17 protein-coding genes are annotated in these 13,433 nt (G+C 59.8%); 9 read left to right on the forward strand and 8 right to left on the reverse strand.

The genetic code is table 11. The features are described from left to right. Position 1 precedes the first annotated feature (1 nt). The 9 genes from G5193_RS09890 to G5193_RS09930 are packed head-to-tail and all read left to right on the forward strand — an operon-like array spanning position 2 to position 6,208. Positions 2 to 430: a nuclear transport factor 2 family protein gene (locus tag G5193_RS09890; protein WP_421205907.1), complete on the forward strand. Its 429-nt coding sequence runs from the start codon at positions 2 to 4 to the stop codon at positions 428 to 430. Further along, entirely contained in the window at positions 427 to 1,161 is a 735-nt protein-coding gene (locus G5193_RS09895) for an SDR family NAD(P)-dependent oxidoreductase (RefSeq protein WP_421205908.1), read from the forward strand. The genes G5193_RS09890 and G5193_RS09895 overlap by 4 nt, the downstream gene beginning before the upstream one ends. Next, a complete protein-coding gene (locus tag G5193_RS09900) occupies positions 1,158 to 2,417 on the forward strand; it encodes an NAD(P)/FAD-dependent oxidoreductase (protein ID WP_335841661.1) in 1,260 nt (419 codons plus the stop codon). The genes G5193_RS09895 and G5193_RS09900 overlap by 4 nt, the downstream gene beginning before the upstream one ends. Next, entirely contained in the window at positions 2,414 to 3,196 is a 783-nt protein-coding gene (locus G5193_RS09905; RefSeq protein ID WP_421205909.1) for a DUF1365 domain-containing protein, read from the forward strand. The genes G5193_RS09900 and G5193_RS09905 overlap by 4 nt, the downstream gene beginning before the upstream one ends. Beyond that, complete coding sequence (locus G5193_RS09910; protein ID WP_216958994.1) at positions 3,196 to 4,452, forward strand: SAM-dependent methyltransferase; 1,257 nt, start codon at positions 3,196 to 3,198, stop codon at positions 4,450 to 4,452. The genes G5193_RS09905 and G5193_RS09910 overlap by 1 nt, the downstream gene beginning before the upstream one ends. 2 nt (positions 4,453 to 4,454) lie before the next feature. Then, entirely contained in the window at positions 4,455 to 4,931 is a 477-nt protein-coding gene (locus G5193_RS09915) for a DUF2878 domain-containing protein (protein WP_064338593.1), read from the forward strand. Beyond that, on the forward strand, positions 4,928 to 5,149 hold the full coding sequence (locus G5193_RS09920) for a TIGR02450 family Trp-rich protein (RefSeq protein ID WP_421205910.1): 222 nt from the start codon (positions 4,928 to 4,930) through the stop codon (positions 5,147 to 5,149). The genes G5193_RS09915 and G5193_RS09920 overlap by 4 nt, the downstream gene beginning before the upstream one ends. Further along, entirely contained in the window at positions 5,106 to 5,648 is a 543-nt protein-coding gene (locus tag G5193_RS09925) for a chalcone isomerase family protein (protein ID WP_421205911.1), read from the forward strand. Before G5193_RS09920 ends, G5193_RS09925 begins: the two co-directional genes overlap by 44 nt. 14 nt (positions 5,649 to 5,662) lie before the next feature. Next, positions 5,663 to 6,208: a DUF3833 domain-containing protein gene (locus G5193_RS09930; RefSeq protein ID WP_216951910.1), complete on the forward strand. Its 546-nt coding sequence runs from the start codon at positions 5,663 to 5,665 to the stop codon at positions 6,206 to 6,208. A 66-nt stretch (positions 6,209 to 6,274) separates the two neighbouring features. Here the strand turns inward: G5193_RS09930 and nqrM are convergent, their stop codons facing one another. The 8 genes from nqrM to G5193_RS09970 are packed head-to-tail and all read right to left on the reverse strand — an operon-like array spanning position 6,275 to position 13,388. Continuing rightward, positions 6,275 to 6,499, reverse strand: a complete 225-nt coding sequence (nqrM, locus tag G5193_RS09935; protein WP_216951909.1) for a (Na+)-NQR maturation NqrM — start codon at positions 6,497 to 6,499, stop codon at positions 6,275 to 6,277. A gap of 9 nt (positions 6,500 to 6,508) precedes the next feature. Next, positions 6,509 to 7,549 carry an FAD:protein FMN transferase gene (locus G5193_RS09940; protein WP_216951908.1) on the reverse strand — a complete coding sequence of 347 codons (1,041 nt, stop codon included), beginning with the start codon at positions 7,547 to 7,549 and terminating at the stop codon, positions 6,509 to 6,511. A 3-nt stretch (positions 7,550 to 7,552) separates the two neighbouring features. After that, the gene (nqrF, locus tag G5193_RS09945; protein WP_216951907.1) at positions 7,553 to 8,776 is read right to left on the reverse strand and encodes an NADH:ubiquinone reductase (Na(+)-transporting) subunit F; all 1,224 of its coding nucleotides are present in this window, start codon (positions 8,774 to 8,776) and stop codon (positions 7,553 to 7,555) included. 32 nt (positions 8,777 to 8,808) lie between these two features. After that, positions 8,809 to 9,405, reverse strand: coding sequence for an NADH:ubiquinone reductase (Na(+)-transporting) subunit E (nqrE, locus tag G5193_RS09950; protein WP_227341212.1), 597 nt, complete (start codon positions 9,403 to 9,405; stop codon positions 8,809 to 8,811). A 3-nt stretch (positions 9,406 to 9,408) separates the two neighbouring features. Then, entirely contained in the window at positions 9,409 to 10,041 is a 633-nt protein-coding gene (locus tag G5193_RS09955; protein WP_033114212.1) for an NADH:ubiquinone reductase (Na(+)-transporting) subunit D, read from the reverse strand. Continuing rightward, positions 10,034 to 10,822 carry a Na(+)-translocating NADH-quinone reductase subunit C gene (locus G5193_RS09960; RefSeq protein WP_005343676.1) on the reverse strand — a complete coding sequence of 263 codons (789 nt, stop codon included), beginning with the start codon at positions 10,820 to 10,822 and terminating at the stop codon, positions 10,034 to 10,036. The genes G5193_RS09955 and G5193_RS09960 overlap by 8 nt, the downstream gene beginning before the upstream one ends. Continuing rightward, positions 10,812 to 12,041 (reverse strand): NADH:ubiquinone reductase (Na(+)-transporting) subunit B, encoded by a 1,230-nt coding sequence (locus G5193_RS09965; protein WP_421205912.1) that lies wholly within the window; start codon positions 12,039 to 12,041, stop codon positions 10,812 to 10,814. Before G5193_RS09965 ends, G5193_RS09960 begins: the two co-directional genes overlap by 11 nt. A gap of 3 nt (positions 12,042 to 12,044) precedes the next feature. Beyond that, positions 12,045 to 13,388: a Na(+)-translocating NADH-quinone reductase subunit A gene (locus G5193_RS09970; RefSeq protein ID WP_216951904.1), complete on the reverse strand. Its 1,344-nt coding sequence runs from the start codon at positions 13,386 to 13,388 to the stop codon at positions 12,045 to 12,047. Between the last annotated feature and the right edge of the window lie 45 nt (positions 13,389 to 13,433).

The following is a 13,433-nucleotide window of genomic DNA, read 5'->3' on the forward strand; positions in this document are numbered from 1 at the left end:
GATGAACGAGCCGCTGGCCCGCTTTATTGGCCTCTATCAGCAATTGGACAAACAGCAGTTGCACCGCTTGCCCGAGGTCTATGCCGAACAGGTGCTCTTTACCGATCCGGCCCACCGTATCGAGGGGCTGGCGGCCCTTGGCGACTATTTTGCCGCTCTCTATCAGCGCCTCGCCTACTGTCGCTTCGTCATCACCAGTCAGCAGCAGCAGGGGCCGCAGGCCTGGCTCGGCTGGACCATGACCTTCTCTCACCCCAGATTGCGTGGTGGTGAGCCGGTGACGGTGGAGGGGGCCACCCGCCTCGAATTTGACGAGGCGGGCAAGGTGTGCCAGCACCGGGACTATTTTGACCTGGGCGCCATGCTCTACGAGCAGTTGCCGCTGCTCGGGCCCGTGGTGCGCAGCATCAAGATGAGGCTTGGCGCATGAGCGGCCGGGTGCTTATTACAGGCGCGACCTCCGGCATAGGTCGTCAAATGGCGCTGGATTACCGGCGGGCAGGCTGGCAGGTGTGGGGTTGTGGCCGCGATGGCGAACGGCTGCAGGCGCTGGGGCTGGATGGCGTCACGCCGCTGCAGTTCGATGCCCGGGATCTGGCCGCAATGAGCGGGGTGGCCGCCATGCTGCCATCCCTTGATCTGCTAATCCTCAACGCAGGCAACTGCGAGTACATGGATGTGGCTGAGGGGTTTGACAGCGAGCTGTTTGCCCGGGTGATTGAGACCAATCTGACCGCCACCGGCCATGCGCTGGCCGCCTTCTTGCCGCTGTTAGGGGCGGGATCTCGGCTGGCCATCGTCAGCTCGTCGGTGAGCTGGCTGCCGCTGCCGCGAGCCGAGGCGTATGGTGCCTCCAAGGCGGCCCTCGACTATCTGGCGGATACCTTGCGCCTCGATTTGGCCAGCAAAGGGATCGGAGTGACCCTGATCCGCCCCGGCTTTGTCCAGACGCCGCTCACTGCTAAAAATGATTTTCCCATGCCCTGTCTGGTGACGGTGGAACAGGCCTCCCGCACCATCATGGACGGGCTGACCGCTGGTCGTCACCAGATCCACTTTCCCCGCCGTTTCATCTGGTTGCTGCGCCTGCTCGGTGCGCTGCCGGTGGGGCTCTGGCTGCGCCTTGGCCGCGCACTCGTATCGAAAGGAAGCCATTCATGAAGAAAAAGATCGCCATCGTCGGTTCAGGGATCTCGGGGCTCACCGCCGGTTTTCTGCTCCACAAACTCCATGACATAACCCTGTTCGAGGCGGCGCCGACTCTGGGGGGGCACACAGCCACTGTCGATGTGAATCAGGCTGGCCGCAGCTATGCCATCGACACCGGTTTTATCGTCTTCAACGATCGCACCTACCCCAACTTCTTGAGGTTGCTGGCAAGGATCGGCATGGCGCGGCAACCGGCCGAGATGAGCTTCTCGGTGAAGAGCCCGGAGGGGCTGGAGTATAACGGCCACAACCTCGACACCCTGTTTGCCCAGCGCAGCAATCTGCTGAGTCCGCGCTTCTATGGCTTTGTCGCCGAGATCTTGCGTTTCAACCGGGAGGCGCGGGCCTGGCTGGCGGATGGTCAACATCAGGGCGCTGGCCCCGAGCTGACCCTTGGGGACTTTCTGCTGGCGGGGGAGTTTAGCGACTACTTCGCACGCCACTACATCTTGCCGATGGGCGCGGCGATCTGGTCATCGACCCTGGCCGATATGCGCGCCTTCCCCCTTGGCTTCTTCCTGCGCTTTTTTGCCAACCACGGCCTGCTGGATGTGGCCAATCGCCCCCAGTGGTACGTGATCCCGGGTGGCTCGCGGGAATATATCGGCCCCCTTACCGCGGGTTGGCAGTCGCAGATCCGCCTCGCCTGTCCGGTGCAGAGCGTACGGCGGGACGCGGATGGCGTGGTGATCCAGAGCAGTTACGGCGAGGAGCGGTTTGACGAGGTGATCTTCGCCTGCCACAGCGATCAGGCGCTGGCGCTGCTGGCGGATCCCGGCGAGCGGGAGCAGGCCATCCTCGGCGACATGCCCTATCAGGCCAACGATGTCTGGCTCCATACCGATGCTCGCTGCCTGCCCACCCGCCGCAAGGCATGGGCCAGCTGGAACTATCAGCTCGATGGCAATGACGAAGCGCGGCCGCTGGTGAGCTACAACATGAACATCCTGCAGGGGGTGAACTCGCCGGAGCCCTTCTGCGTCAGCCTCAACCCCAAGGGCAAGGTGGATGAGAGCAAGGTACTGCGCCGCTTCGTCTACCACCATCCGGTGTTCAATCAGGCCTCCATCGCCGCTCAGCAGCGGCGCGCGGAGATCTGCGGCCAGCAGCACACCCATTTCTGTGGCGCCTACTGGTACAACGGCTTCCACGAGGATGGGGTGCGCAGCGCGCTGGATGTCGCCAGGCGCTTCGGTGCCGAGCTATGAACGGCGCCACCGTGGCCACCGAACATGAGGGCGCTGGCGAACTGGCCGGTGTCACTAGCGCCATCTGGCAGGGTTCGGTGCGCCACCGCCGTTTCGCACCTCGGGCCCACGCCTTCTCCTACAGCCTCTTTATGCTGGGACTGGATCTCGACGAACTGCCGCAGCTCGATCAGGGGCGCTGGTTCGGTGTGGAGCGCTCGGGGCTGCTCTCGTTTCACCGCCATGATTATCTCAAGGGCAGTGAGGGAAGCCTCAAGCAGGCGGTGTGGCAGAAGGTGAGCGAACTGGGGGGCAATGCCGACCCCGAGGGGCGGGTGCTGCTGCTCGGCAATGTGCGTTGTCTGGGCTTCTACTTCAGTCCGGTCAACTTCTACTTCTGCTACCGGCAGGGCGAGGCGCGCTATCTGCTGGCGGAGGTGTCGAACACCCCCTGGAACGAGCGTCACTACTACCTGCTGGATCTGGCGGCGCTGGCGCCCCATGATAAGGATTTTCACGTCTCCCCCTTTATGGGGCTGGCGATGCGTTATCACTGGCGGATCAGGCCGCCCGCGCAGGAGACACTGATCCATATCGAGAGTCATCCCGTATCCGGTGAAGCCAAGCTGTTTGACGCAACCCTGGCGCTCACTCGCGAACCCTTGTCGCGCAAGGGGCTGGTGGCCCTGCTGGCCCGCTGGCCCTGGATGACCATGAAGGTACTGCTCGGGATCTACTGGCAGGCCCTGCGTCTTTTTATCAAACGAACCCCGATTTTTACCCATCCGGAGAGCCGCTAATGGAACTTGCTCAATCAACCCTCTCTGCCTCTTTCATCGACAAGGGGGCAAGGCAACTGCTGCTCAATCTGCTGGGACGCCTTGAACATGGCCAGCTGCTGCTGCGGGATGGCGGTGAGCGCCACAGCTTTGGCGTGGCGGGCACCGATCTGCATGCCGAACTGGTGGTGCAGGATCCGGCCTTCTATCGTCGCTTGTTGCTGGGAGGCAGTATCGCCGCTGGGGAAACCTGGGTGGAGGGGCTCTGGACCAGCCCGGATCCGGTGGCGCTGGTGCGGCTGCTGGCCCGCAACCTGACCCTGCTCGACTCCCTTGAGCGGCGCCTCGGCTGGCTCAGTTTCCCGTTCAATAAGGTGCGCCACTGGCTTAATCGCAATACCCTGACCGGCTCGCGCTCCAACATTGCCGCCCACTACGATCTCGGCAATACCCTCTATCAGGGGTTTCTCGACAGCCATATGCAGTACTCGAGCGCCATCTACCCGAGCGCCGACGCCACTCTGGAAGAGGGGCAGCAGGCCAAGCTGCGTACCATCTGCGAGCGGTTGGAGCTGGGCCCTGACGATCATCTGCTGGAGATCGGCACCGGCTGGGGCGGCCTCGCCGTCTATGCCGCCCGCCACTATGGCTGCCGGGTGACCACCACGACTATCTCCCGGGCCCAGCATGACTACGCCAAGGAGTGGATTGCGCGGGAGGGGCTGGGGGATCGCATCACCTTGCTGCTGGAGGATTACCGCAAACTGGAGGGGACGTATGACAAGCTGGTCTCCATCGAGATGATCGAGGCGGTGGGGCACGCCTTCCTGCCCGACTATTTCCGCCAGCTGTCGCGGCTGCTCAAGCCCGGTGGCCGTCTGCTCATTCAGGCCATCACCATCGCCGATCAGCGCCATGCCCAGTACTTGCGCGGGGTCGATTTTATCCAGCGTTACATCTTCCCCGGTGGCTGCCTGCCGAGCGTCTCCCAGATGGCGGGGTTGCTGGCACGTGAGACCGACATGCAGCTGGTGCGGTTGCACGATCACGGTCATCACTATGCCCGTACACTGGCTCACTGGTGCGAGCGGTTTCTGGCGTTGGCACCCGAGCTGCCCAAGCTCGGTTACAGCCAGGATTTCATCCGGCTGTGGCACTTCTACTTTGCCTATTGCGAGGGGGGATTCTGGGAGCGCACCATCAGTCTGGTGCAGCTGGAGGCCGCCAAGCCGGGGCCCGCTGGCTGGTCGGGTGATGTGCCAGTAAGCGGTCACTGACCATGTGGCAGTGGGCTCACCTGCTGGGGTTCAACCTCTACTGGTTGCTGGCGGTGAAGTGGCAGCAGCCGGGCCCGCTGCTGGCAATGTTGCTGCTGCACTTTATTTTCTCACCCAGCCGCCTGCGTGACTGGCGGCTGCTCCCCATCGCGGTTGCTGGCTGTCTGCTGGATGCCCTGCTCTGGCAGCTCGGCCTGTTCCGTTTCCCGTCCGGTTTTCCCCTCTGGCTGGTGCTGCTCTGGCTCGGTTTTGCCCTGACGCTGGCCCACGGTATGCGCTGGCTGCTGCGCTTGCCTCGCTGGCAGCAGGCACTGTTTGGCGTATTTGGTGGTGCCTCCTCCTATGTGGCGGGGGCCGCCATGGGGGCAGTACACTTACCCTGGGGCATCTGGATCAGTTCGGCGCAGCTGGCTGTGATCTGGATGTGGTGGTTACCCGTACTCCTGTGGGTAATGGTCAAGCTGGAGGGTGAGTCATGACAAACACCTTTTCGACCCACTCGTTGCTTTTTTCCAAGTGGACCAAAGAGAGCCAGCATGAGCTGACTGATCGCTTCTATCTGGTGGTTGCCTGCCAGCGGGATGCGCAGGGGCAGCTGGTGCAGGTGGTGATGCAGGATATCAACACCCTGCAGGAACAGGAGATGGATTGGCATGAACTGGAAGACCCCAACCACTGGCATATGGGGTGGAATTAACCCGCTGCTGCTGGCGTTTACGCTCTTTGCTGCAACCGCGGTGCAGGCTTCTGCCGCACCCTGGCAGCAGCTGCGCCCGGTCGGGCAGGGGGAGATGAACTGGCTCTGGTTCAAGCTCTACGATGCCACCCTCTACAGTGCGAGCGGGCGCTATCAGCCCGGTCACTATCCACAGGCACTGACCCTCACCTATGCCAGATCCATCGAGCGGCAAGATCTGCTGAGCGCCACCGCCGCCGAGTGGCAGCGACTCGGTCTTGGCTCTGACGCCGACCGTCAGCGCTGGCTAGGCCAGCTCGCTGCACTCTGGCCCGATGTGCAGGCAGGCGACAAGCTCACCTTCTATGTCGACAAGGAGGGGGCAGGCCACTTCTGGTGGCAAGAAAAACTCCTCGGCACTCTGGCCGATCCGCAATTCTCGGCCGCTTTTCTCGCCATCTGGCTGGCTGACAACAGCCGCGATCCCGCCCTGACCCGCCGCCTGCGTGGCCAACCCTGAACATGGAGTTTCCAATGTTTTTCTATCGTGCATACCGCTGGTTGCTGTTGCTCCCTTTTTTGCTGCTGAGCGGCTGTGGTGCCAGTCTCGATGACTATCGGGGGCAGGGGCCAAACTGGGATCTCGCCCGTTTCTTCAACGGTAAATTAGTGGCTCACGGCCTGGTAACCGACCGCAGCGGCGAAGTGACCAGTCGCTTTCGGGTCGAGATGGTGGGTCGTTGGAAGGATGGCAAGGGAGAGCTGTTCGAGCAGTTCTACTTTGATGATGGCCGCCAGCAGACCCGTACCTGGTATCTGAGCAAGGGGGTTGACGGTCACTGGCGAGGTACTGCTTCCGATGTGGTGGGGGAGGCGATGGGTAAAAGCCAAGGGTTTGCCCTCAACTGGCGTTATCAGCTTGATCTGGCGCTGCCGGATGGCGAGGTAGTGCGGGTGAGCTTCGATGACTGGATGTATCTGCTGGACGAAGATCGTCTGATCAATCGTGCCGAGATCAGCAAGTTCGGTATCCATCTTGGCGAGGTGATCCTCTATATCGAACGTCAGCCTGACCGTTAACGCAAGATAACGCCCAGTAAAAAGCGCGCCGATGGCGCGCTTTTGTTTATCGAACAATCAGAGTCATCAGATGATGCGGTTCTCTTCCAGCATCTTGCGACGGGCCTCTTCCTTGGCCATCTTCTTCTTGCGATTGTCGCAGGGCTCGGGGCAGTCGCACTCTTTCTCGATGCCAACGCTCCCCAGACCGCCACAGGAGCCGGAGATGGATTTTTTCTGGAAGATATAGCCGATAGCCATGGCGGCTATCACCAGCATGAATACCCCGAAGGTGATCAGAAAAACCTGCATCTATCCTCCCTATTTCCTGACCAGATACTGTTTGAACGCATCGGAGTAGGCCTCTTCAAAGCCGTTGTCCGTCTTGGTGATCACGAAGATCGCCAGGCCGCGCTCTTTGGCATAGGCCAGGCTCTTCTCCGGTCCCATTACCATGAATACGGTCGCCAGCCCGTCTGCGGTCATGCAGGAGGGGTGGATCACGGTGACCGACACCATGCGGTGCTGGATTGGCTTGCCGGTGCGTGGATCTATGGTGTGGGAGAAGCGCTGGCCATCCATCTCATAGTAGTTGCGATATTCGCCCGAAGTGGCCACTCCGTTGTCACCCGGAACGATCACCTCCTGCACCGAACCGGCATTGGCTGTCGGCTTTTCGATGGCAACGCGCCAGGGGTGTCCCTTGCCGTTGACGCCATTGATCCGCAGCTCGCCGCCGATCTCCACCAGATAGTTGCGCGCACCCAGAGACTCCAGATACTCGGCCACCTTGTCGACACCAAAGCCCTTGGCAATGGCGGAGAGATCAACGTAAAGATCCGGGATGTCCTTTTGCAGGGTGTCGGCATCGACCGAAGTGATGACGTGCAGGTTGCCCAGGCCGGTCTTCTGACGGGTCTGGGTGATCAGCTCCTCTGATGGCATCTTGGTCGGCCGTTTGTCCGGACCGAAGCCCCACAGATTGACCAAGGGGCCGACGGTGACGTCCAGCGCCCCCTGGCTCTCACGGCCAATATGAATGGCTTCTGTAATGACCCGCGCGGTGTCCCGCGATACCACTACCGGTGTCGAACTGTGGTGCTGATTGAAGCGCGACAGTTCGGAATCGGGGCGATAGGTGGACATCTGATCGTTGACTCGCTCCAGCAGTACATCGACCTCGGCCTGAAACTTGGCTGCATCGCTGATGACGTTGTCCGCCACCTTGATGGAGTAGTAAGTGCCCATGGTGCTGCCGGTGATATGGATCTCCGGTTTCGACTGGACCGTGCTTTCCTGACCGCACCCTGTCAAGAAAAAGGCTAGCCCGAAGGCTAGCCAGGTCTTTACAACGCTGTTCATGGATTAACCACCAAAGTCATCCAGCAGGATGTTTTCGTCCTCAACGCCCAGATCTTTGAGCATGTTGATGACGGCTGCGTTCATCACCGGAGGTCCACACATGTAGAACTCGCAATCTTCCGGCGCTTCGTGGTTCTTGAGATAGTTCTCGTAGAGCACGTTGTGGATGAAGCCGGTGTAGCCATCCCAGTTGTCTTCCGGTTGCGGATCGGACAGGGCTACGTTCCAGGTGAAGTTCTCGTTCTCGGCCGCCAGCATGTCGAAGTCTTCGACATAGAACATCTCGCGTTTGGAACGGGCACCGTACCAGAAGCTCATCTTGCGCTTGGACTTCAGGCGACGCAGCTGGTCGAAGATATGGGAACGCATCGGCGCCATACCTGCACCACCACCGATGAATACCATTTCGGCATCGGTATCCTTGGCGAAGAACTCACCGAACGGACCGGAGATAGTCACCTTGTCGCCAGCCTTCAGGCTGAAGATGTAGGAGGACATCTGTCCCGGAGGGGCAGTCCAGTTGCTCGGGGGCGGGGTCGCGATACGCACGTTCAGCATGATGATGCCGAACTCTTCCGGATAGTTTGCCATGGAGTAGGCACGGATGATCGGCTCATCGACCTTGGACTCCAGCTCAAAAATCTTGAAGCGATCCCAGTCACCGCGATACTCCTCGGGAATATCGAAGTTCTTGTAGTACACATGGTGAGCCGGCGCTTCGATCTGGATATAACCACCGGCGCGGAACGGTACGCTCTCGCCATCGGGGATCTGCAGCTTGAGCTCCTTGATGAAGGTGGCCTTGTTATCGTTGGAGATAACAGTACATTCCCACTTCTTCACCCCGAAGATCTCTTCCGGCAGTTCGATGTCCATGTCGCCACGCACGGTGACCTGGCAGGCCAGACGCTCGCCGTGACGGGCTTCACCCTTGCTGATGTGATCCAGTTCGGTCGGCAGGATGTCGCCGCCACCGGATTTCACCCGTACCTTGCACTGGCCGCAGGAGCCACCGCCGCCACAGGCGGAAGAGACGAAGATACCGTTGCCGGCGAGTACGCCGAGCAGCTTGCCACCGGCCGGGCTGGTCACAGCCTTGGCCGGGTCACCATTGATGCTGATTGTCACGTCGCCCGCGGTCACCAGCTTGGACTTGGCGAACAGAATGACTGCCACCAGTGCCAGCAGGATCACGGTAAACATGACCACACCCAAAATAATTTCCATCTATCGTTCCTTTCTGATTGCAGGAAAGCCGATTACAGGGAGATACCAGAGAAGGACATGAAGCCCAGCGCCATCAGACCGGCGGTGATGAAGGTGATGCCCAGACCACGCAGGCCTTCCGGAACATCGGAGTACTTCATCTTCTCGCGGATACCCGCCAGCGCAACGATCGCCAGCATCCAGCCTGCCCCTGAGCCCACGCCGTAGACCACAGACTCCACGAAGGTGTAGTCACGCTGCACCATGAAGGAAACGCCACCGAAGATGGCGCAGTTCACGGTGATGAGCGGCAGGAAGATGCCCAGCGCGTTGTAGAGAGCCGGGAAGTACTTGTCCAGCGCCATCTCCAGGATCTGCACCAGCGCCGCGATCACCCCGATGAAGGTGATGAAGCTCAGGAAGCTCAGATCCAGGTCAGGGGAGAGGGCACCTGCCTTCAGCACGTAGTTGTAGATCAGGTTGTTGACCGGTACGGCGATGGTTTGCACCACGATAACGGCAATACCAAGACCCATGGAGGTCTTGACCTTCTTGGACACAGCCAGGAAGGTACACATCCCCAGGAAGAAGGAGAGTGCCAGGTTTTCGATGAAGATCGATTTAATCAACAGACTCAGATAGTGTTCCATACCTTAATCCTTCGCCTCCACCTGCTTGGGATCCTTGGTGCGAACGCCCCAGATGATCAGACCAATGATGAAGAATGCACTCGGCGGCAGCAGCAGCAGACCGTTGGGTACATACCAGCCACCGTTGTTCACCAGCGGCAGCAGCTCGATGCCGAACCAGGTGCCGGAGCCCAGCAGTTCACGCACGGTAGCGACGCTCAGCAGAATGGCGCCATAGCCCAGACCGTTACCGATACCATCCAGGAAGGAGGGGAGCGGCGCGCTCTTCATGGCGTAGGCTTCGGCGCGGCCCATCACGATACAGTTGGTAATGATGAGACCGACGAAGACTGACAGCTGCTTGGAGATGTCATAGGCATACGCCTTGAGCACCTGGTCAACCACGATAACCAGCGAGGCGATGATCGCCATCTGGGCAATGATCCGCACGCTGTTCGGGATCTGGTTGCGGATCAGGGAGATGAACAGGTTTGAGAAGGCGGTGACCGCCATGACCGCAAGGGTCATTACAAACGCTGTCTTCATCTGGCTGGTAACCGCCAGTGCGGAACAGACACCCAGCACCTGCAAGGCGATGGGGTTGTTGCCCAGCACTGGAGTCAACAGCAACTTTTTCATTTCGCTCTTGTCAGCCATTGTTGATTTCTCCTGCACGAACCTTGGCCAGGAAAGGACCGAAGCCCTTGGGACCCATCCAGAAGTCAAAGGTATGCTGTACACCGTTACCGGTCAGGGTGGCGCCGGAGAGACCGTCGATCTCGTGCTCGGAGCCCGCCGGAGCGTGACCCTTGATGACGCGCAGCGCCGGCATGCCATCCTGATCGAACAGCTTCTTGCCGACAAACAGCTCGCGCCAGGCCGGATTTTCGATTTCACCGCCCAGACCAGGGGTTTCACCGTGGTCATAGTAGGTGATGCCCTTGATAGTCTGGCCATCAGCGGCAACCGCGACGAAGGCATACATGGTAGACCACAGACCCTGACCGTAGATGGGCAGGATGATGTTGTCGATCTTGCCATCGGCATCCTTGGCGAAGAACACCGGAACCAGCTTGGAGATCTGGCGCAGGCCAGCTTTGTCCTCGGCAGCAGCCAGACGGATGTTTTGCGCCGGATCTTTGGCCGCCTGTTTGGTATCGAAGTTGTCGGCATCGCCGTCAACAAAGTTACCGGTGGCGAGATCCACCAGACGGGCTTCGATCTTGTCGCCATACAGCTTGGCCAGATCGCGCTTGGCTACATCGCTGATGTCCACGCCGGCTACGGAGAGAATATTGCTCTGTTTATCCAGCGCCTTGTTCTCCTCTTGGGTAGAACGCAGGCCAACGGCAGCAACGGATACCACGATGGAACAGGCCAGACAGAGGCCGGTGACCACGCTGATGGTGCCGAAGGTTGAGTCTTTATTAAACGCCACGAGCAATCCTCCGCTTGATGTTTGCCTGAGCGACGAAGTGGTCAAACAGGGGAGCAAACAGGTTTGCAAACAGAATGGCCAGCATCATGCCTTCCGGGAACGCAGGGTTGACCACGCGAACCAGCACGACCATCACGCCGATCAGGGCGCCGTACCACCACTTGCCCTTGTTGGTAAAGGCGGCGGAGACAGGGTCGGTCGCCATGAAGGCCATACCGAAGGCGAAGCCACCCAGTACCAGATGCCAGTGCCACGGCATGTTGAACATGGGGTTGGTATCGGAACCGATGACGTTGAACAGCAGGGAAGTGGCGATCATACCGACCATCACGCCGGCGATGATGCGCCAGGAGGCGATGCGCATATAGACGATCATGGCCGCACCCAGCAGGATCATCAGGGTGGAGACTTCACCGATGGAACCCGGCAGGTTGCCAAGGAAAGCGTCCATCCAGCTGATAGCCTGACCGGTGGCACCGTTGATCAGCGCCATCTGGCCGCCCTGAGCCCATTGGCTCAGCGCGGTTGCACCGGAGTAGCCATCAACGGCAACCCAGACTGCGTCACCGGAGATCTGGCCCGGGTAGGCGAAGAACAGGAAGGCACGACCAGCCAGCGCCGGGTTCAGGAAGTTTTTGCCGGTACCACCGAACACTTCCTTGGCCATTACCACACCGAAGGTGATGCCCAGAGCAGCTTGCCACAAGGGCAGCTCGGGCGGCACGATCAGGGCAAACAGGATGGAGGTCACGAAGAAGCCTTCGTTGATCTCGTGCTTGCGTACCATGGCGAACAGCACTTCCCAGAAACCACCGACAAAGAAGACGGTGATGTAGATCGGGAAGAAGTGGGCGGCGCCGATCATCATCTTGCTGCCAATACCGGCAACAGCGGGATCGAGGGAGGCACCCAGCATGGTCGCCAGCGCATATTGCCAGCTGCTGGCACCGGCTGCCGAGCCCATGTGGGCAATGGCGGCAATGGCCTGGTTGCCAACGTTGTACATGCCCCAGAACATGGCCGGGAACACGGCCAGCCACACCATGATCATCATGCGCTTCAGATCGAGCGCATCACGGACGTGGGCGGCATTGCGGGTAACGCTACCCGGGGTATAGAACAGGGTATACGCCGCTTCGAACAGGGCGTAGTACTTGGCGTACTTTCCACCCGGTTCGAAGTGATGTTCCATATTTTCAAGAAGTTGCTTGAAACTCATCGCTTAACCTTCCAGTTCAATCTTGGTCAGGCACTCACGCAAGATCGGGCCGTACTCGGTCTTGCCGGGGCAAACGAAAGTACAGAGGGCCAAATCTTCCTCATCCAGCTCCAGGCAACCCAGTGCTTGCGCACCGTCGGTATCGCCGGAGACCATGTCCCGCAGCAGCAGGGTAGGCAGGATGTCGAGTGGCATCACCCGTTCATAGTTGCCGATAGGCACCATGGAACGGTCACTACCGTTGGTAGTGGTGGTGAAGTTGATAAGGCGACCCTTCATCAGGTGAGAGAGGGTGGTGCGGGTGATGGAGAACTTGTTGGCACTGGGGTTGATCCAGCCCAGGAACTCTTTCTCGCGACCCTCGCCCAGTGCACAGACCTGATTGTGGTAACGACCCAGATAGTCGTGAACACCCTCAGCCTTGGCGCCGCTCAGCAGGGAACCGGAGATGACGCGGTTTTCATCGGCACGCAGCTCATTGTTGGTGAGTTGGCTGATGCAGGCCCCCAGACGGGTACGCAGCAGACGCGGCTTGAGCACATTCGGGCCGGCCAGGGCGATCACCTTGTCGGTGCAGATCTGACCGGTGGTGAACAGCTTGCCGAATGCGATCACATCCTGATAGTTGATGTGCCACTGCACCTTGGTGCTGCTGACCGGATCCAGGAAGTGGATATGGGTACCCGGCAGACCGGCAGGGTGCGGACCGACGAAGATCTCTTCCTTGACCTGAGCCAAAGAGGAGTGAGGCAGACTGCCTTCGCCTTTACAGACATAGACGGTGCCGTCGGTCAGGCGGGTCAATACGGCAAGACCATCGAGGAAGGCCTGCGGCTGTTCCTTGATAATCAGCTCGGCATCAGCAGCCAGCGGGTTGGTGTCCATCGCGGTCACGAAGATGGCGCGCGGGGCTGAGCCAACCGCAGGGACTTTGCTGAACGGGCGAGTGCGCAGTGCTATCCACTGACCTGATGCAACCAGGATCTCTTGCACCTTGCTGCGCTCGAGCTTGGCCAGCTCGGAAGAGGCAAAATGCTCGAAGGTCACCTGCTCATCGGAGCCGTCGAGGTCGATGACCACTGACTGGAGCACACGTTTGGCTCCACGGTTGATCTCTGAAACTACGCCGGTGGCGGGGGCCGTGAATTTAACGCCGGGATTCTTCTTGTCTTCGAAGAGCTCCTGACCTTTGATGACGCGATCACCTACTTTGACGAACATAGTAGGTCGCATCCCCACGAACTCCTCGCCCAGTGTAGCAACACGGGTGATGGCGGGGCCATCGTAGATTACTTGCTCTGGCGCACCCAGCACGGGGATGTCCAGTCCTCTTTTGATTGTAATCATACTTAATTGCACTACCGTTACGGGAAGAGAGGTTGGTTAGCGCCG

Source organism: Aeromonas sp. 601027, assembly GCF_049174455.1.
GTDB classification, from domain to species: Bacteria; Pseudomonadota; Gammaproteobacteria; order Enterobacterales; family Aeromonadaceae; genus Aeromonas; species Aeromonas veronii_A.